The sequence below is a fragment of the Cellulomonas hominis genome (assembly GCF_014201095.1).
GTDB classification, from domain to species: Bacteria; Actinomycetota; Actinomycetes; order Actinomycetales; family Cellulomonadaceae; genus Cellulomonas; species Cellulomonas hominis.
In genome coordinates, this window is record NZ_JACHDN010000001.1 from 1292980 (window position 1) to 1309091 (window position 16112).

Genomic DNA, 16112 nt, shown 5'->3' on the forward strand with positions numbered 1-16112 from the left:
GTCAGGCCCCCGCGACCGCGGGCTTCGGCACGTCCCAGCCGACGTTGAGCCACGGCCCGAACGCCTCCTCGACGCGGGCGACGAGCTCCGGGTCGGGGCGCTGCCCGAGCACCGCGGCGTTCCGCAGCACGTTCTTCGGGTTCGCGGTGCCGACGACGGTGGTGGAGATGCCGGTGTCCTCCGGCAGGTCCAGGGCGAACTGCATCGCCAGCACCTCGATCGTCGTGCCGGCCTCGCGGCAGAGGTCCGAGACGGTCCGGGTGGCGGCGAGCACCTCGGGGTACGCCGGGTGCCACTCCGGAGCGCCCTTGGTCGTGAGCGCGCCCATGTGCAGCGGGGAGGCGTTGAACACGCCGATGCCGTGCTGCTCCAGGCGGGCGGCCGTCTCCGCGAGCCGGCGGTCCTGCAGGTTGTAGGTGCAGTACGTCATGACGGAGTCGACCTCCTCCTGCACCGCGATCCGCTCCAGCAGGTCGAGGGTGTAGCCGGTGATCCCGATGTGCCGGACCAGGCCCTGGTCGCGGAGCTCGCGGAGCACGGGCAGCGCCTCGTGCACCACCTGGTCGACGTCACCCCACTCGATGTCGTGGCACTGGATGAGGTCGATGTGGTCGAGGCCGAGGCGCTCCAGGCTCTCGGGGATGCTGCGGCGGATCCGCTCGGCCGAGAAGTCCCACGCCCCGGGCTCGTACCGGCCGCACTTGGTGGTCAGCACGTAGGCGTCGCGGTCGATGCCGCGCAGCGCCCGGCCGAGCACGATCTCGGAGCGGGTCTGGCCGTACCAGGGCGACGTGTCGACCAGGTTCATGCCCTGCTCGAGGGCGACGCGGATCGTGGCGTCGGCGTCGTCCTGGGTGATGTCGCCGTACACGTCGCCGAACGGCGCGGCGCCGAGGCTGAGGACGGGGACGTCGAGGCCGGTGCGGCCGAGGGGTCGGGTCTGCACGAGGAGCTCCTTCGCTGTCGTGGGGGGTGGGTGCCCGGGGCGGCGCTCAGAGCGCGAGCAGCGGGGCGGGTCGGGGGACGGATCGGGGGGCGGCGGTCAGGCGGAGCCCGGCGTCGGCGGGCCGGACGTGCGGGCCGGCCGGGGCCGCCCACCGCCCGGAGTCGCGGGTGCGGCGGATCAGGTCCTCGTCGACGGTCAGGCCGTTGCCCGGCGCGTCCCCGAGGACGACACCGCCGTCGGCGATGAGGTGGTCCACGCCGACGCCGAGCGGCGGCACGAGGTCCTGGACCTCGGTCACCAGGTGGTTCGGCACGGCGGCGGCCGCCGCGGCCACGGGCTCGGCGTTGTACCCCACCGGGCTGACCGGCAGGTCGTGGGCGTGCGCCAGGGTCGCGACCCGCAGGAAGTGCGTGAGCCCCCAGCAGGACCCGGTCTGCACGACGTCGACCGCGCCGGCGGCCAGCAGCGGGCGGAACTGCTCCAGCCCGGTGAGGTTCTCCCCCGTGGCGACGGACGCGCGCACCCCGCGGCCGACGGCGGCGTGGCCCTCGGCGTCCCAGCGGCGCACGGGCTCCTCGACCCACGTGAGGTCGAGCTCCTCCTCGATCCGGGCGACGTGCCGCACGGCCTGCTTGCGGGTCCAGGACTCGTTGACGTCGAGCATGACGGCCCCGCCGAACACCTCGCGGGCCAGCCGCAGGCGGGCGACGTCCCGGTCGAGGTCCGTGCCGCCCTTCACCTTGACGGCCGTGAACCCGCGCTCGACCCAGGGCGCCCACAGCGCGGGCAGGTCCTCGTCGGGGACGGCGATCTCGAGGCAGGACGCGTACCCGGGCACGAACCGGTCCCGGGCGCCGAGGGTCCGCCACAGCGGCTCGCCCGCGGCCTTGGCCTTGAGGTCCCACAGCGCCATGTCGAGCACGCCGACCGCGCCGAACACCGACCCGGTGTGCCCGGTCTTGAAGACGTGCGCGAGCATCCGGTCGTACAGGGCGGTCACCGCGCGCGGGTCCTCGCCCTCGACTGCGGGGAACACCCGCTCGACGCCCGGGTGCGGGCCGAGGCCCACGCCGGTGACGCCCGCGTCGGTCTCGACCAGGAGCACGGGCACCTCGGTCAGGCCGTCCGCGATCACCCCGTTCGCGTCCCCGACCGGGTGGCCCCAGTCGTGGACGGTCGTCAGGCTGCGGTAGCCCGTGATCCTCATGCGTGCACCTCTGTCGGACGGTAGACGGTGGCCCGGGCGCGGCCCGGGTGCGGACGGTCGGCGGCGGGCCGGGGGCCCGGCGCGGGCGCGGGGGCCGGGTCGAAGCCGACGGCGGCAGCGGCGGCGGCGCCGTCGGTCAGGCGGAGCGCGCCGCCCGGTCCGACGACGAGGCCGGGGTCGGAGACGACGCTGTGCGCGTCCCGCCCGCTCGCGCGCCAGGCGTCGTCGGCGCGGTCGGTCGTGACCCACGCGCCGTCGGGCCCGACCTCGCCGTCGGCGGCGAGCACGGCGTCGCCGCGCACGTCCCAGACGAGGTTGAGCTCGCTGCGCAGCCCGCCGCGGCGGGCGGCCAGGTCGCGGACCGACGCCGACCCGGGCGCCCCCGCGAACGCGGGCACGCCGTCGGCGACCAGCACGTTGTGCGCGAGGGTCGCGGCGACGTGCTCCTCCGGCACGGCCAGCGAGACCAGGCCGGTGCCCCCGAGGGCGAAGACGTTGTGCCGGACCAGGTTCTCCCGCCCGGACTTCACGTGCAGGCACTCCGACGACACCGAGTGCACGACGTTGTCCTCGACGACCACGTGCGACGTCGCCGGGTCGATGAGCAGACCCCAGCCGCCGAACGACGCCGCGCGCACGTCGTGCACGAGGTTCCCCCGCAGCACCGTGCCGGGCGAGACGCCGAGCGTGTAGATCGCGCCGAACCAGTCGAGCCGGCCCTGGCCGAGGTCGTGCAGGTGGTTGCCGACGACGAGGTTGTCCGCGGACGCGCTCGGCCCGTAGTCCCAGCGCCAGCCCACGGCGATCGCGGTGGAGAAGAAGTCGTGCACGTGGTTGTGCGCCACGACCGACGACGCGCCGTGCCGCAGCAGCACCGCCACGGCGTGCGGGTACACCCGGCCGCCGGACGCGATCTCGTTGTCGGAGATCTCGTTGCACCGGTTGGCGCCCGGAGCCGCCGGGTCGGCGTCGCCCCCGCAGGACACGCCGCCCGCGCCGAGGTCGCGCAGCGTGCAGCCGGACACCAGCACGCCGCGGCAGCCCGGGCCCAGCCGGACGCCGTAGCCGCCGACGTGCTCGACCGTGCAGTCCACCAGCGCGCAGTCCCGCGCGAAGGTCAGCTCGACCGCCCCCGGGACGGTGGCCGCGGCCTGCGGGTCGCTCGCGTAGGCGACGTCCGGGAGCACCGGGTCCTCGCGCATCTGGAACGGCGGCCTGGCGCTCGGCGCCTGCGGCCAGTCCGCGTACCGGAACGCCACGCCCTCGAACCGCACGCCGCGCACCGGCCGGCCCGCGTGCTCGTCGCCGCGCACCGCGACGAGCACGCCGGTGCCGGGGACGACGGCGGTCAGCGTCGCGGGGTCCTCGCCGGCGCGCGGCGCGTACAGCAGCACGGGCTCGCCGGCCCCGTCGGGGTGCGCGTCCGTCGGGACGACCCCGCGCCGGTCGAGGTACCACTGGCCGGGCACCAGGCCCAGGTCGTCGACGACCCCGTCCAGCCAGTACCGGGCGAACCGCGGGGCGTCGCCGTCCCGCAGGGCGAGGATGCTCCGGTACGGCGACCGGATGCGCCGGCGGTCGGCGTCGACCTCGGCGACGGGCAGCCGCTCCTGGATCCAGTAGTGCGGGACGACGACCTCGACGCCCTCGGGGTCCAGCAGCTCCGGGAGGTCGCCCTCGGCGTAGGTGAACGTGTCGGCGCCGTCGAACAGCGTCGCGACCAGGTCGGCGTCGAGGTCGAGCCCGTCCTGGCCGGCGACCCGGAGCTCGCCGGCGGCGGGGAACCGGGGGCGCTCGCGGCGCTCGCCGGCCACGTACAGCGACCGGCCGCCGGTCGCGGGGGCGGGCGCCGTCCACACCGGGCGGCCGCGGAACACGTCGGGCGTCCAGCCGGTGACGGTCGCGCCGCCGGAGACCGTGACCGCCCCCTCGTCCTCGGGCCAGGCGGCGAACGTCGTGCCGTCGTCCCCGGGCCCGAGCTCCAGCGTCGCGGTCAGGACGAAGTCGCCCCGGTGCAGCCAGACGACGACGGGCGTCCCGGGCTCGGCGGCTCGGCGCTCGCGGGCGATCCGGAGGGCGCCGTCGAGCGTGCGCACCGGGTAGCCGGCCGAGCCGTCGCCGTACGGGGAGCCCGCCGGGCTCGCGTGCAGCTCGATCCGGGTCAGGGTGGTCACGCCGTCGTCACCTCGCTCCCTCGCGGTCCGTGCGCAGCCCCGGTCGGGGCGTCGTGGTCGCCACTCTGGCGCGGCGGCGGCGGGCCGGTCAAGGATTCATCATACGTCTTATGAGTGATCTGGATCACAGCTCCGGGTCGGTGCCGTGCGGCGTGGGTCGAAGGGCCCAGGAGGCCGCGGGTGGCTCGCTGACCTGTCCGCGGACCGGCCCGCCGACCGGCCGTGGCGGCCGCTCCGCCCCGTTACGATCGGCCGGTGCCGACCGACGCGGCGCCCCCGGGCGCACCCCCGCGACCGGGAGCCCCCGCCCCGCGGGTCCGCCCCCGGCTCGTCACCTCCGTCGCGGAGTCGATGACCACCGCGATCGTCACCGGCACCTACCCCGCCGGCACCGCGCTCCCGCCCGAGGGCGCCCTCGGCGAGCTGTACGGCGTGAGCCGCACCGTCGTCCGCGAGTCCACCACCGCGCTCGCCGAGAAGGGCCTCGTCTCCAGCCAGCAGGGCCGCGGCACGATCGTGCTCGACGAGGACCGCTGGAACCTGCTCGACCCGATGGTGCTGGCCGCGCTCTACCTGCGGGACGACCGCCTCGAGTTCCTGGACAGCCTCATCGCCACCCGGACCGCGCTCGAGTGCGAGATGGCGTCCGCCGCCGCCGGGACGCTGTCGGAGCAGGACGCCGACGACCTCGCCGCCGTGCTCGACGCCATGGGCGCGCTGATCGACGACCCCGAGGAGTACGCCCGGCAGGACGTCGTCTTCCACGACCGGATCATGCGGGCCTCCGGCAACCGCCTCGGCCGGGCCGTCGTCAACGGCATCCAGGGCAAGGCGCTCGACGTCGCGCAGTACCAGGGCCGCCCCGACCGCGCGCACACCGAGGCCACCCACGCCGACCACCTCGCGATCCTCGCGGCCCTCCGCGAGCACGACGGGGACGCCGCCGCCCGCGCGATGCGCGCGCACATCCTCGGGTCCTGGGCCCGCCGGCGCCCGCGCGACCCGGACGCCGGCTGACCCCGCACGCACGCCCCCCGCGCAGGGGCGAGGATGGTGCCGTGGTGGGGACCGGTGAGCTGCTGGACGTGCTGCTCGCCTCCGGGCGGCGCGCCGACCGGCTGACCCACGTGCGGCACCTGCCCGCGCGCCCCGGGACCCCCGCCGACTGGCCCGCCTGGGCCGAACCCGACCTCGTCGCCGGGTACCGCGCCCTCGGCGTCGAGCGCCCGTGGCGGCACCAGGCCGACGCCGCCGACGCCGCCTGGTCCGGCCGGCACACCGTCCTGTCCACGTCCACCGGGTCGGGCAAGTCGCTCGCGTTCTGGCTGCCGTCGCTGTCCGCCGTCCGCGCGCAGGCCGCCGCCCGCACCCTCGACCCCGGGCGCATCGAGTCCGTGACCCGCCGCGGCTCCGTGCTCTACCTGTGCCCCACCAAGGCCCTGGCCGCCGACCAGCGGCACGCCCTGGACCGGCTGATCGGCTCGGCCGGCCTGCGGGACCTGCGCGTCGCCACCTGCGACGGCGACACCGCCCAGGAGGAGCGGCGGTGGGTGCAGGAGCACGCCGACGTCGTGCTCACCAACCCCGACTTCCTGCACTTCGCGCTGCTCCCGCAGCACCGGCGCTGGGCCCGGCTGCTCGGCTCCCTGCGGTACGTCGTGCTCGACGAGTGCCACGCGTTCCGGGGCGTGTTCGGCGCGCACGTCGCCGCCGTCCTGCGGCGGCTGCGGCGGCTCGCCGGGACCTACGGCGCCGACCCCGTGTTCCTGCTCGCGTCGGCCACCACCGCCGAGCCCGCCGTCAGCGCCGCGCGCCTCATCGGCGTCCGGCCCGAGGACGTCGTGTCCGTCGCCGACGACGCCTCCCCCGCCGGACGCAAGACCGTCGCCCTGTGGCAGCCGCCCGAGGTGCCCGCCGCGGAGGGCCCGTGGAGCGGGCTGCTGCCCGAGGAGGACCCCTGGGCGCTGCCGCTGGACGAGCCGCCGGTGGACGTGGACCGGGGCGGGGGCGGGGCGGGCGCCAGAGCGGGGGACGCGCCGGGCGACGGGGCGGGGATTGCGCCGGGCGGCGGGGCCGGGAGCGCGCCGGGCGCCGAGGTGGACGGGCGGACGGACGCGCGGTCGGCCGACCGCCCCGCGGACGACCCCACCGCGCGCACCGCCGCGCCGGCACCCGGCCCGGACGCCGGCACGATCGGCCCCGCGCGCGAGGGCTCCGGCCCGCTCGGCACCGGCGAGGACCTCGTCGCCGACGACCCCGACCGCCCGCGCCGGTCCGCCACCGCCGAGGTCGCCGACCTGCTCGCGGACCTCACCGCCGCCGGCGCCCGGACCCTCGCGTTCACCCGGTCCCGCCGCGCCGCCGAGTCGGTCGCGACCGTCACCCGCGAGCACCTGCGCGAGGTCGACCCCGGGCTCGCCGCCGCCGTCGCCGCCTACCGCGGCGGGTACCTGCCCGAGGAGCGTCGCGCCCTCGAGGACGCCATCCGCACGGGCCGGCTGCGCGCCCTGGCGACGACGAACGCCCTCGAGCTCGGCGTCGACATCTCCGGCCTCGACGCCGTCGTCATCGCCGGCTGGCCCGGCACCCGCGTGTCCCTGTGGCAGCAGGCCGGTCGCGCGGGCCGCGCGGGAGCCGACGGGCTCGTCGTCCTGGTCGCCCGCGAGGACCCGCTCGACACGTTCCTCGTGCACCACCCCGAGGCCGCGCTCGACGCGCCCGTCGAGGCCACGGTGTTCGACCCGGGCAACCCCTACGTGCTCGCGCCGCACCTGTGCGCCGCCGCCGCGGAGACCCCGATCCGCGCCGAGGAGCTCGACCTGTTCGGCCCCGGCACCCGCGAGCTGCTCGACGTCCTCGTCGGCCGCGGGGCCCTGCGCCGACGGCCGTCCGGCTGGTACTGGACGCACGCCGAGCAGGCCGCCCGCCTGACCGACCTGCGGGGCACCGGAGGCGACCCGGTCCGCGTCGTCGAGTCGGCGACCGGCCGCCTGCTCGGCACCGTCGACTCCGCCGCCGCCGACTCCACCGTGCACGCCGGGGCCGTGTACGTGCACCAGGGCGCGACCTACGTCGTCGACGCGCTGCACCTCGACGACGGTGTCGCCCTCGTGGACCGCCGCGACGTCGACTACGGCACCTGGGCCCGCTGGGTCACGTCCACCGAGATCCGGTCCACCACCTCCGAGCGCCGCTGGGGCCCCGTGACGTGGGGGTTCGGCGCCGTCGACGTCACCACTCAGGTGCTGAGCTTCCAGCGCAAGCGCATCCCCGACATGGAGGTCCTCGGCTCGGAGCTGCTCGACCTGCCCGCCCGCACCCTGCCCACGACGGCCGTCTGGTGGACCGCGCCCGCCGAGGTGCTCGAACGCGCCGGCGTCACCGTCGAGACCGCGCCCGGGGCGCTGCACGCGGCGGAGCACGCCTCCATCGGGCTGCTGCCGCTGCTGGCCACCTGCGACCGCTGGGACCTCGGCGGCGTCTCCACCGCCCTGCACGTCGACACCGAGCAGGCCACCGTGTTCGTGCACGACGCCTACCCCGGTGGCGCCGGGTTCGCCGAACGCGGCTACGCCCTCGGGGCCACGTGGCTCCGGGCCACCCGGGAGGCCATCGCCACGTGCCCCTGCCGCACCGGGTGCCCGGCGTGCGTGCAGTCCCCGAAGTGCGGGAACGGCAACAACCCGCTCGAGAAGGCCGCGGCGGTGCGGCTGCTCGACGCCGTCCTGGAGCACGCGCCGGACGGTGGCGGGAACGGTGGTTCGGTGTAGCGGCGGGTGGTGATGTCGGGGATCGCCCGGTGGCGGGGTGCACGAGGTGCCGACCCGGTCGCGGGAGTCCCCCGGGTCACGCGGCGGCGCCCGCCGACCACCGTCGACGGGCGCCGCTCGGGTGGGGTCAGCGGGAGCGGACCGGCTGGCAGACGTCCGTGACCCAGCGGGCCGGGTCGGGCTCGGTGCCCGGGCCGACGCGGTACACGTCGAACATCGGCCCGTCCATCTCCAGTTCGTGCTCGGCGATCCAGTCACCGAGCGCGGCGGTCACGCCGCTCACCTGCTCGTACGGACCGGTGGACGTGGCCGCCACGACGTCGCGCGCCGGCACCTCGACGCAGCGGAGGCCGTCGGTGTCGGCGAACGGCTCGGCGACCTCGATCCAGATCTCCACGTCGACGTCGCGCTCCTGGTAGCCCTCGTCGTAGAAGGTTGCGCCGACGGCACCACCGGGCGCGGGCACGGCACCTGACGCGGCGAAGGCGGGCTGCAGGCGCTGCCAGAGCGCTCCCTCGTCGGCGTAGGTGGGGATGACGTCGCGGAGGGCGGCGAGGGTCATGGCGGGCACGGTGGTGCGACGGACGTCGATGGACATGGCGGACTCCTCCAGGGTGGTGATGAGGTGGTCGACCCGCTCGATGCGCCGCCGCACGTCCTCCGCGTCGGCGAGGAGCCGGTCCCGCTGGTCGTCCAGCGCCTGCCGCACGACCGCGGGGCGGTCGAGCACGGGCAGGAGCCGGGCGATCTCCGCGATCGGGAAGCCTGCGTCCCGCAGGGCGCAGATGCGCGCCGCGGTGTGCAGCTGCCCCGGGGCGTAGAAGCGGTACCCGCTCGACGCGTCCACGGAGGCCGGCGGCAGCAGGCCCCGGTCGTCGTAGTGCCGGAGCATCCGCACGCTGATCCGCGCCAGCCGGGAGAACTCCCCGATGGTGAAGAGCCGCGCCTCGGATCGGGTCATGTCCATGAGCCCACACCCTGACACGGTGTGAGGGTCCAGCCCCGGGACCACGGGCCGGAACCCTGGCCGTCACCCGGAGGCCACGGACGCTCCGCGGGGCCCCGCCCGGGCCTCCGCCACCGCCGTCCCCCAGGGCAGGGCGACCGCGGCCCGCACCGTCACGACGGCGCCGCCGTGCTGCGTGCACGCCTGCAGGGTCGCGCCGTTCCGCGCGGCCACCTCCCCGGCGAGGCCGCACCCGTCGCCTGCCCCGGCGAGCAGGCGTTCCGATGCCGCGAGCGCGCCGAGGTCCGCTGCCGTCCGGGCCCGGCCGCGAGCGCCCTGGGCCGCGACGAGCAGGCCCAGGGCGGCCGCGAGCAGGACGGAGACCGCGACGAGGGCGATGACGAGCACGGCGCCCGAGCCGCGGTCCGGCTCGTGGCCGGGCGGGGCGGCGGGGCCGGCGCCGGGAGGCGGGCGGGTCCCGGAAGCGGCCCACGCGCTCGCTGGAGCTCCGCGTGACCCACCTGGCCCGGTACCGGGCCGGCGACCGGGCCGAGCACCGGAGCCCCGCCGGGCGGTCCACCCCGGCGCGTGCGGGCTCACGGCTCCGTCCGGCCGGTCGCCGTTCCCCGGACCGTCAGCCCGCCGACCAGCGGGAGCGTGGGACCGACGGTCGACTCGACGGTCACGACCACCCAGCCGTCGTCCCGGCCCACCGCGACCTGCACGCCGGACCCCGCGACCCGCCGGGCGACCGCGAGGACATCGGCGTCGCCGTCGCCGAGGGCCGCCGCGCGCGCTCCCGCCCGGGCGGCGTCCGCGCAGCGCAGCTGGATCGCGGCGCTGGCGGTCAGGGCGACCACCGCGCCGACGAGCAGCGCGACGACGGGCAGGAGCACGGCGAACTCGGCCGTCACGGCGCCGCGGTCCCGATCCGCGCGGTGCGGCCGGTTCCGGACGGCGCGCACGTCACCGCTCACACCGACAGCGCGCCGCGGACGAGCGACACGAGCATCTCGCGCACCTCGCCGCTGCTGAGGATCGCCACCAGCAGGGTCGCGAAGCCGACCGCGGCGATGAGGACGATCGCGTACTCCGCGGTCGCCATGCCGGCGTCACGCGGTGCACCGGCGGACCGGGCGCGCAGGCCCGTCAGGGCGCGGTCGCGCAGTCGGAGCAGTGTCCGGGTGACGCCGCGGGGGTTCCGGGACCGGGTGCGGTGCAGGCTCATCGGGGACCTCCTGGGTTCGTGCCGGCCGGGTGCCGGCGCCTGACGACGACGGTGCCCGCCACACCCGCGTGGCGACCCGCCGCGACCGCGCCGGCTGGGGACGACGCACGTGCCCGAGCCCTGTGGAGGACTCGGTGAGGCGTGATCGTGCGCATCTCCGCCGTCACCCGAGCAGCGACCGCGCGAGCGAGACCAGGACCGGCACCAGCCCGATGAGGACGAAGGCGGGCAGGAAGCACAGCCCGAGCGGCAGGACCAGACGCACGCCGAGCCGACCCGCAGCCTCGCGCGCGGCGCGGTCGCGGTGCCGGCGGAGCTCCGCGGCGGCCGTGCGCAGCGCCGGGCCTGCGGCCGTGCCGGAGTCCCAGGCGGGCGCCATCCCGGCCAGCGCACGCCCGAGCGACGGCGCGTGGACCCAGGCCGCGGGCCAGCTCGCCCCGAGCAGGAGCGCCGCGCCCGCGCGCTCCAGGTCGGCGCCGGTTCGGCCGCCCAGCGCGACGCCCACCGCCTCGAGCGCCCGCGGCACGCTCGCGCCGGCCTCGACCGCGACCGCGAGCAGGTCGACCACCGCCACGTGGTCGGGTTCGGCGTGGGCCGCGGGCGTCGGACCGGCGCGGCGACGCGTCCACGGGTCCGGCCGGCGTGACGGCGGGCGCAGCAGGAGGGTCGCGGCGACGACGAGCGCGACCAGGAGCGGCTCAGCCACCGCGACCGCCGCCGCCCGAGGCCCGGTCACCCGCGTCACGCGCCGCTGCCACCATGCGGGCAACCCACCACCGGCCCACGACCGTGAGCCCGGCGCCGGCGAACCCCGCCGTGCTGCCGAGGCCGCCGCCGAGCAGCACCCCCAGCGGGTCGGCACCGAACAGGGTGCCGATCCCGAGACCCGCCGCGGGCAGCCACGTGAGCAGGGTGACGGTCTGCTGCGGACCGGCGAGCGCGGCGCGGACGGCGGTCTCGGCGTCCGCGTCGGCCGCCAGGGTCCGCCCGCTCGACTCGAGGACGGCACCCAGGGGCGCGCCGATCGACGTCGCCAGCCGGGTCGCCGCGAGGACGGCGAGGACGTGCCGCTCCACCCGGGCCGCGCCGGCGGCCGGACGACGCGCGGGCCGGGCGCGCACGGCGGGGAACCCGTCGGCCGCGGGCCACCCGCCCGGACCCGGCCGCCCGCCCACCGCGGCGACCACGTCGTCGGCGTCCGGCACGCCGTCGCCGCCGACCGGGACGCCGAGCGCCGCGCGCCAGGCACCCCCCGGGGACCGCCCCGCGCGGAGCTCGGCCGCGACGGCCGTCACCGCGACGGCCAGGGCGGCTGTCGGGTCGCTGCGCGGCCTCCGGCGGACCCGAGCCCACGCTCGCCCCCGGCCCGGCGGCGAGCCGCGGTCGCGCCGCGTCCGCACCCGCGCACGAGCAGGGCCGGTCGCTCGGCCGGCCAGGTGCGCCGCCAGGCCCACGGCGCCCGCGAGCAGCAGGTCGCCCGGGGTCACGCCGCGCCGGCTCGCGCCGCGAGCGCCGGCCAGCCGGGCCCGGCCGTCACCCGGCCGTCGGACGCGACCGCGAGCGCAGGCCGGACGACGAGCCCCGCGCTGCCGACGGACCGCTCCACGACGGCGACCTCGGACACCCGGCGCCGCCCGGCCTCCCGGCGCAGGTGCACGACGGCGTGGATCGCGCTGGCCGCCTGGGCCGTGAGCGCCTCACGGGACAGGCCGGCCAGCGCCCCGAGCGCCTCGAGCCGCGCCGGGACGTCCTGCGCGGCGTTGGCGTGCACGGTCGTGCACGCGCTCTACCTCGGTATCTTCACCGCCGCCGGACGTCCGCCGCCGGCAACCAGACGGCCCCGGTCATCACCCGCAGGTCCATCATCCGGACCCGCACGACGGCGGCGTCGCCGGCGCCCCACCACTCGACGGCCTCGGTGTCGAGCTGCTCGTCGCCGGTCTCCCACCGCAGCGTCACGGTGACGGGGATCGGGTGGTCGACGTCGTGGTGCACGCCGCTCGGGACCGGCCTTGCGTTCAGCAGCGGGACGGCGGCGCGCACGCGCGACATGCCGCCCGGGACTCTCTGGCGCAGGTCCATCCCGTCATCGTCGCTCGCGGGGCTGACACGGCTCGGGAGCGCCGGCCACCACTCGCTCGCGGGGTCGGCGGTCAGCCACGCCTCGGCGGGCGGGTCGTCGCGGTCCATGTGGACCAGCCTGTCAGGCGTCGCGCGACCGCGGGTCGAGATCACCCCGGCGAACCCTTGCCGTGACAGGCTTCGTGGGCTTGGCTTGGCCGATACGAAGCGAGTAGCGGCGGAGGGTTGCCGTGGACTGCAGGGGCATGGGGCCGCTCGTGTCGAGGCTCGACCACCTGACGGCCTCCCCGTTCGGCGGTGCGGCACGGGTGGTCATCCTGGACGGGACAGCCACGGACACCGGGCGCGTGAACTGGACCCTCGGCCTCACTGATCTCGCCGGCCGGCCGCTCGGTCACCACCACCTGCACATGCCCGAGGAGGCGGAGGTCCTGCACGTCACGCAGCGATACCTTGAGGTAGGCGGGCTGACGGTCCAGGGTGACTGGGTCGCGAGCCCCGACCTCGTGCGTCCGCGGTACTACGGCCGGGTGCTGGCGACCTCGGGACTGAACTAGTCAGCGACCATATCGAGCACGAGGCGCGCCGCCTCGTGAACCGCGAGCCCGCGGTACATGGTGATCGTTGCGAGCACCCTCAGCGCGGTGTCGGCGTCGCAGCCCTGCCGCTGCATCACCACGCCCACCGCGAGGTCGACATCTCGGCGCGCAGCGGGCTCGTCCGGGAGCACAATCGGTCCGTCGTCCACGACCACCACCACCGAGTCCCGGCCAGACCAACGTAGCCGCGCTCCGTGCGGTGGGACAGGCCGTTGCGTACCGGCGGCAGATTGCGCCCGCGACAGCCGGCCACCTGTCATGCTGAACCTGTCACCGAGGCGGAAGGAGGGGGGTCCCATGAGCGCAGCGCTGCTGCACCGTGACCCCCGGATCTCCTCAGCGATCGCCTCCCGTAGCGAGGTCGCGAACCTGGTGCGCGTTCGGCCGGAGCGACTTACGTCCTGGGCGCACCCCACGAACGGCCGGGCGCCCCTGGTGCACACAGCACGTAGCCACGGGCGCTTCTCCATCCCGCTCGTGGGGATCGCCGAGGCCGCCTCGCTGAACGCGCTGCGTCAGGGCGGCATGTCCATGCAGCAGGCCCGGAGCGCCGCCGAGTACGTCCGCCGCGAGTACGGCGACGAGTACGCCATGGCCTCCCCGAAGCTCTTCACCGACGGCACCGACGCGTTCTTCGAGGACAACGAGGGGCTCGTGCGCCTGCGAGACCGACAGGGTGCATGGCGCGAGGTTCTGAACCAGCACCTGCGCCCGTTGATCATCGGGCCGGACGGCTTCGTCGAGGCCTTCCGGGTCGAGGAGTTCACACCGTTCGAAGTCACCATCGACCCGCGCTACAACGCTGGTCGGATGAGCTTCACGCGTAACCGAGTGCCGGTCTTCGCCGTCGCCGGTGCGCTGTCCGCAGGGGAAGACATCGATGCAGTCGCGATCGACTACGCGCTCAGCCGGGCCGAAGTCGAACAGGTCAACGAACTCCTCGACTGGTTGGCAACGGTCACGTAAGCACGCGCCGGCGATCCTGCTCGACCGGTGCTTGTCCCCGGGGATGGCGCGCGGTCTGCGAACGTTCGGCTTCAACGTACTCACGCTCCGGGACGTGTACCCCGACGACGGTCAGCACATCCCCGACACCGAGTGGCTGCGCGACTCCGCGCGACACGGGTACATCGTCTTCACGGCCAACCCCGCGATCATCTCCGTGGAGCACGAGCGTGCAGCGCTGCTGGAGCACGGCGCGAAGGTGTTCTGCATCGCGAACGCACAGCAGACCCGCGACGGACGCGCTCTGATCTTCGGCCGCCACCTCCTTCGGATCCTCCGGAGAGCCCGCCGGCCCGGACCGTGCTTCTGGCGCCTCAGGCCAGACGACACCATCACCTACGACATCCCGTGACGCGACGAAGCACCCCCGCCCTCCCGGAGGAGGGACGGGGGCGCGGTCGCGTGCCTGAGGCGTGAGGCCCGTTAGGAGGTGAGCGACGAGGTCGTGACGAGCCCACCAGGCGTGCCACGGCTCCCCGTCACGGGCTGCGCCTGCCAGAAGACGCCCTGACCGACGGCCGAGCTCGCGGGCTGTCCGGACGCCGTCACGGCGAGACGTGCGGAGCGAGCGGTGGGGGCGAGTTCCTTCGCCACCAGCGCGCGCACCATGTCGGACACGCTTGTGCCTCGAGCGTCAGCGGCGGCCCGCAGCGTCTTCTGTTCGGACTCAGAGAGGCGCAGCGACAGGACCGCGCCTCGCGCAGCAGCGTTCATAGGAGTTCCCTTTCGGTTCGGGTGACTGTCATACAACTACCGCTCAGGCGTATACACAAGCGCCCGGGAGGAGTACGGTTTGTCATACGCACCCGTTCGTCGAACCCAGAGGAGCACTACCGTGGCACCGACCTCTCGCAACGCGATCACCGAGTTCACCGTGACCGGATGGCTCTGCGACTCGGCCGTCTCGGCCGAGGGCAAGCTGTACGTCCAGGGTGGCGGCTGGAACATGCTGCATCTGCCCGCCTTCCCGGCCAACCTCCCCCGCATCGGGATCGCTCTCTCCGTCGCTGTCCCTTACTCGGCGACGAACCAGAACCACAAGCTCACCATCCATCTCGAGGCCGAGGACGGCCAGCAGCTTCCCCTCGGCGCACCCGCCCCCGGCGCCGGCGACGCGCTCGGAGCGCCCATGGCTATCGAGGCCCAGTTCCAGATGGGGCGGCCGCCGGGGATCATGCCGGGGGACGCCCAGCTGATCCCGTTCGCACTCAACATCGACGGGTACCCGCTCGAGAAGCCTGGGCTGTTCGCTTTCGTCGTCTCGATCGATGGCACCGAGATGCACCGGCTCCACTTCCGCGCCATCCAGGCTCTGCCGGGCGTTCTGCCGTTCGGCTAGGCCCGGGAGCGCCCCGCTCGGCCGAGGTCGGGCGGGGCGCTGTGGTGAGCTGAGCCTGTGCTACTCGGCGCGGTGGCGCGGCTCGTCGTCGGCAGGCAGGTAGCCGACGTGGACCTGGCCGTCGAGCGAGGTGACCACCGCGGCGCCGTCGTCGGTCACGCGCGCGTAGGTCGGGGCTGCGGCGGAGCCGAGCACGAGCCGGGTGAGCCAGTCGGGCAGGCGCGGCTCGAGCCGGCGGGCGAGGGCGTACCAGACGGCGATCGCGACGGTGACGAGCAGGCCGAGCGCGACCTCGGACTGCAGCAGCGTGGTCAGGGCGTCGCCGACGTCGCCGGGCAGGCGCGGGGCGAGCCAGGCGACCACCGCGGCCACGACGGTGCCCCAGGCGGCCGGGACCGCGGTGCGCAGCAGGGACGCGCCGTAGTCGCCGAGCGACGTGGCGCCGGCGGTGGGACGGACAGCGGGCAGGGGCGTGCTCATGGGGTTCCTCCGGTGGGTCGTGGCGGGACGGGCTGGCCGCAGGCGATGAGCGCCTGGATGAGGACGGCGTTGTGGGCGTCGGACGCGTCGCGCTCGATGCGGTACCGGTCGGCGGCCGCCCGCTCACGCTCGGCGTCCTCGATCGCCGCGGCGCGCGAGGCCTTCATGTACTCGAACTGGTCGTCGCGCTCGGCTCGCCGCTCGGCGGCCTGCTGGAGCTTCTGCTCGCGGGCGCGGCCGGCGCGGGTCGCGCGGCCCGCGAGCCACGTGCCGAGGGCACCGATCGCGGCGACGAGGACAGTGGCGAGCGCGGGGTCGAGCTGCTGTGCCACGGGC

At 76.0% G+C, this 16112-nt stretch carries 20 protein-coding genes; 6 read left to right on the plus strand and 14 right to left on the minus strand.

Annotated elements, in window-relative coordinates; translation table 11 throughout:
• Position 1: 1 nt before the first annotated feature.
• The 3 genes from HNR08_RS06025 to HNR08_RS06035 are packed head-to-tail and all read right to left on the minus strand — an operon-like array spanning position 2 to position 4327.
• On the minus strand, positions 2–946 hold the full coding sequence (locus HNR08_RS06025; RefSeq protein ID WP_146833728.1) for an aldo/keto reductase: 945 nt from the start codon (positions 944–946) through the stop codon (positions 2–4).
• Positions 947–992: 46 nt separating this feature from the next.
• Complete coding sequence (locus HNR08_RS06030; RefSeq protein ID WP_146833725.1) at positions 993–2153, minus strand: mandelate racemase/muconate lactonizing enzyme family protein; 1161 nt, start codon at positions 2151–2153, stop codon at positions 993–995.
• A complete protein-coding gene (locus tag HNR08_RS06035; protein ID WP_146833722.1) occupies positions 2150–4327 on the minus strand; it encodes a right-handed parallel beta-helix repeat-containing protein in 2178 nt (725 codons plus the stop codon). The genes HNR08_RS06030 and HNR08_RS06035 overlap by 4 nt, the downstream gene beginning before the upstream one ends.
• Positions 4328–4582: 255 nt before the next feature.
• Between HNR08_RS06035 and HNR08_RS22610 the strand changes: the two genes are divergently transcribed.
• Both HNR08_RS22610 and HNR08_RS06045 read left to right on the plus strand, forming a co-directional pair.
• Positions 4583–5344, plus strand: coding sequence for a FadR/GntR family transcriptional regulator (locus HNR08_RS22610; RefSeq protein WP_246802924.1), 762 nt, complete (start codon positions 4583–4585; stop codon positions 5342–5344).
• Positions 5345–5385: 41 nt separating this feature from the next.
• Positions 5386–8097, plus strand: coding sequence for a DEAD/DEAH box helicase (locus HNR08_RS06045; protein ID WP_146833719.1), 2712 nt, complete (start codon positions 5386–5388; stop codon positions 8095–8097).
• A 127-nt stretch (positions 8098–8224) separates the two neighbouring features.
• Here the strand turns inward: HNR08_RS06045 and HNR08_RS06050 are convergent, their stop codons facing one another.
• The 8 genes from HNR08_RS06050 to HNR08_RS06085 form a co-directional block, all read right to left on the minus strand.
• Positions 8225–9058, minus strand: coding sequence for a MerR family transcriptional regulator (locus HNR08_RS06050; RefSeq protein WP_186812752.1), 834 nt, complete (start codon positions 9056–9058; stop codon positions 8225–8227).
• A 69-nt stretch (positions 9059–9127) separates the two neighbouring features.
• Positions 9128–9643: an Rv3654c family TadE-like protein gene (locus HNR08_RS22240; protein ID WP_146833713.1), complete on the minus strand. Its 516-nt coding sequence runs from the start codon at positions 9641–9643 to the stop codon at positions 9128–9130.
• Positions 9640–9957 carry a TadE family type IV pilus minor pilin gene (locus HNR08_RS06060; protein ID WP_210737514.1) on the minus strand — a complete coding sequence of 106 codons (318 nt, stop codon included), beginning with the start codon at positions 9955–9957 and terminating at the stop codon, positions 9640–9642. The genes HNR08_RS22240 and HNR08_RS06060 overlap by 4 nt, the downstream gene beginning before the upstream one ends.
• A 59-nt stretch (positions 9958–10016) precedes the next feature.
• Entirely contained in the window at positions 10017–10271 is a 255-nt protein-coding gene (locus HNR08_RS06065) for a DUF4244 domain-containing protein (RefSeq protein WP_146833710.1), read from the minus strand.
• Between the two features lie 163 nt (positions 10272–10434).
• Positions 10435–10977 carry a type II secretion system F family protein gene (locus HNR08_RS06070; protein WP_146833707.1) on the minus strand — a complete coding sequence of 181 codons (543 nt, stop codon included), beginning with the start codon at positions 10975–10977 and terminating at the stop codon, positions 10435–10437.
• The gene (locus tag HNR08_RS06075; RefSeq protein ID WP_146833704.1) at positions 10970–11758 is read right to left on the minus strand and encodes a hypothetical protein; all 789 of its coding nucleotides are present in this window, start codon (positions 11756–11758) and stop codon (positions 10970–10972) included. The genes HNR08_RS06070 and HNR08_RS06075 overlap by 8 nt, the downstream gene beginning before the upstream one ends.
• Positions 11755–12042: a P-loop NTPase family protein gene (locus HNR08_RS06080; protein WP_183834841.1), complete on the minus strand. Its 288-nt coding sequence runs from the start codon at positions 12040–12042 to the stop codon at positions 11755–11757. Before HNR08_RS06080 ends, HNR08_RS06075 begins: the two co-directional genes overlap by 4 nt.
• Positions 12043–12071: 29 nt before the next feature.
• Positions 12072–12461, minus strand: coding sequence for a hypothetical protein (locus HNR08_RS06085; RefSeq protein ID WP_146838450.1), 390 nt, complete (start codon positions 12459–12461; stop codon positions 12072–12074).
• 122 nt (positions 12462–12583) lie between these two features.
• Here HNR08_RS06085 and HNR08_RS06090 point away from each other — a divergent pair, with 122 nt between their 5' ends.
• A complete protein-coding gene (locus tag HNR08_RS06090; protein WP_146838452.1) occupies positions 12584–12910 on the plus strand; it encodes a hypothetical protein in 327 nt (108 codons plus the stop codon).
• Here HNR08_RS06090 and HNR08_RS22615 read toward each other — a convergent pair.
• Positions 12907–13101, minus strand: coding sequence for an ANTAR domain-containing protein (locus tag HNR08_RS22615; RefSeq protein ID WP_183834843.1), 195 nt, complete (start codon positions 13099–13101; stop codon positions 12907–12909). The genes HNR08_RS06090 and HNR08_RS22615 overlap by 4 nt on opposite strands.
• A 148-nt stretch (positions 13102–13249) precedes the next feature.
• On the opposite strand from HNR08_RS22615, the gene HNR08_RS06100 reads away from it, so the two are divergent.
• The 3 genes from HNR08_RS06100 to HNR08_RS06115 all read left to right on the plus strand — a co-directional run bounded on the left by HNR08_RS06100 (position 13250) and on the right by HNR08_RS06115 (position 15296).
• Positions 13250–13918: a DUF433 domain-containing protein gene (locus tag HNR08_RS06100; RefSeq protein WP_183834845.1), complete on the plus strand. Its 669-nt coding sequence runs from the start codon at positions 13250–13252 to the stop codon at positions 13916–13918.
• Entirely contained in the window at positions 13833–14309 is a 477-nt protein-coding gene (locus HNR08_RS06105; protein ID WP_276509370.1) for a PIN-like domain-containing protein, read from the plus strand. The genes HNR08_RS06100 and HNR08_RS06105 overlap by 86 nt, the downstream gene beginning before the upstream one ends.
• Positions 14310–14792: 483 nt before the next feature.
• Positions 14793–15296: a DUF6941 family protein gene (locus tag HNR08_RS06115; protein WP_146838460.1), complete on the plus strand. Its 504-nt coding sequence runs from the start codon at positions 14793–14795 to the stop codon at positions 15294–15296.
• Between the two features lie 60 nt (positions 15297–15356).
• Here the strand turns inward: HNR08_RS06115 and HNR08_RS06120 are convergent, their stop codons facing one another.
• Entirely contained in the window at positions 15357–15776 is a 420-nt protein-coding gene (locus HNR08_RS06120) for a hypothetical protein (protein WP_183834849.1), read from the minus strand.
• On the minus strand, positions 15773–16108 hold the full coding sequence (locus HNR08_RS06125; RefSeq protein WP_146838462.1) for a hypothetical protein: 336 nt from the start codon (positions 16106–16108) through the stop codon (positions 15773–15775). Before HNR08_RS06125 ends, HNR08_RS06120 begins: the two co-directional genes overlap by 4 nt.
• Positions 16109–16112: the final 4 nt, after the last annotated feature.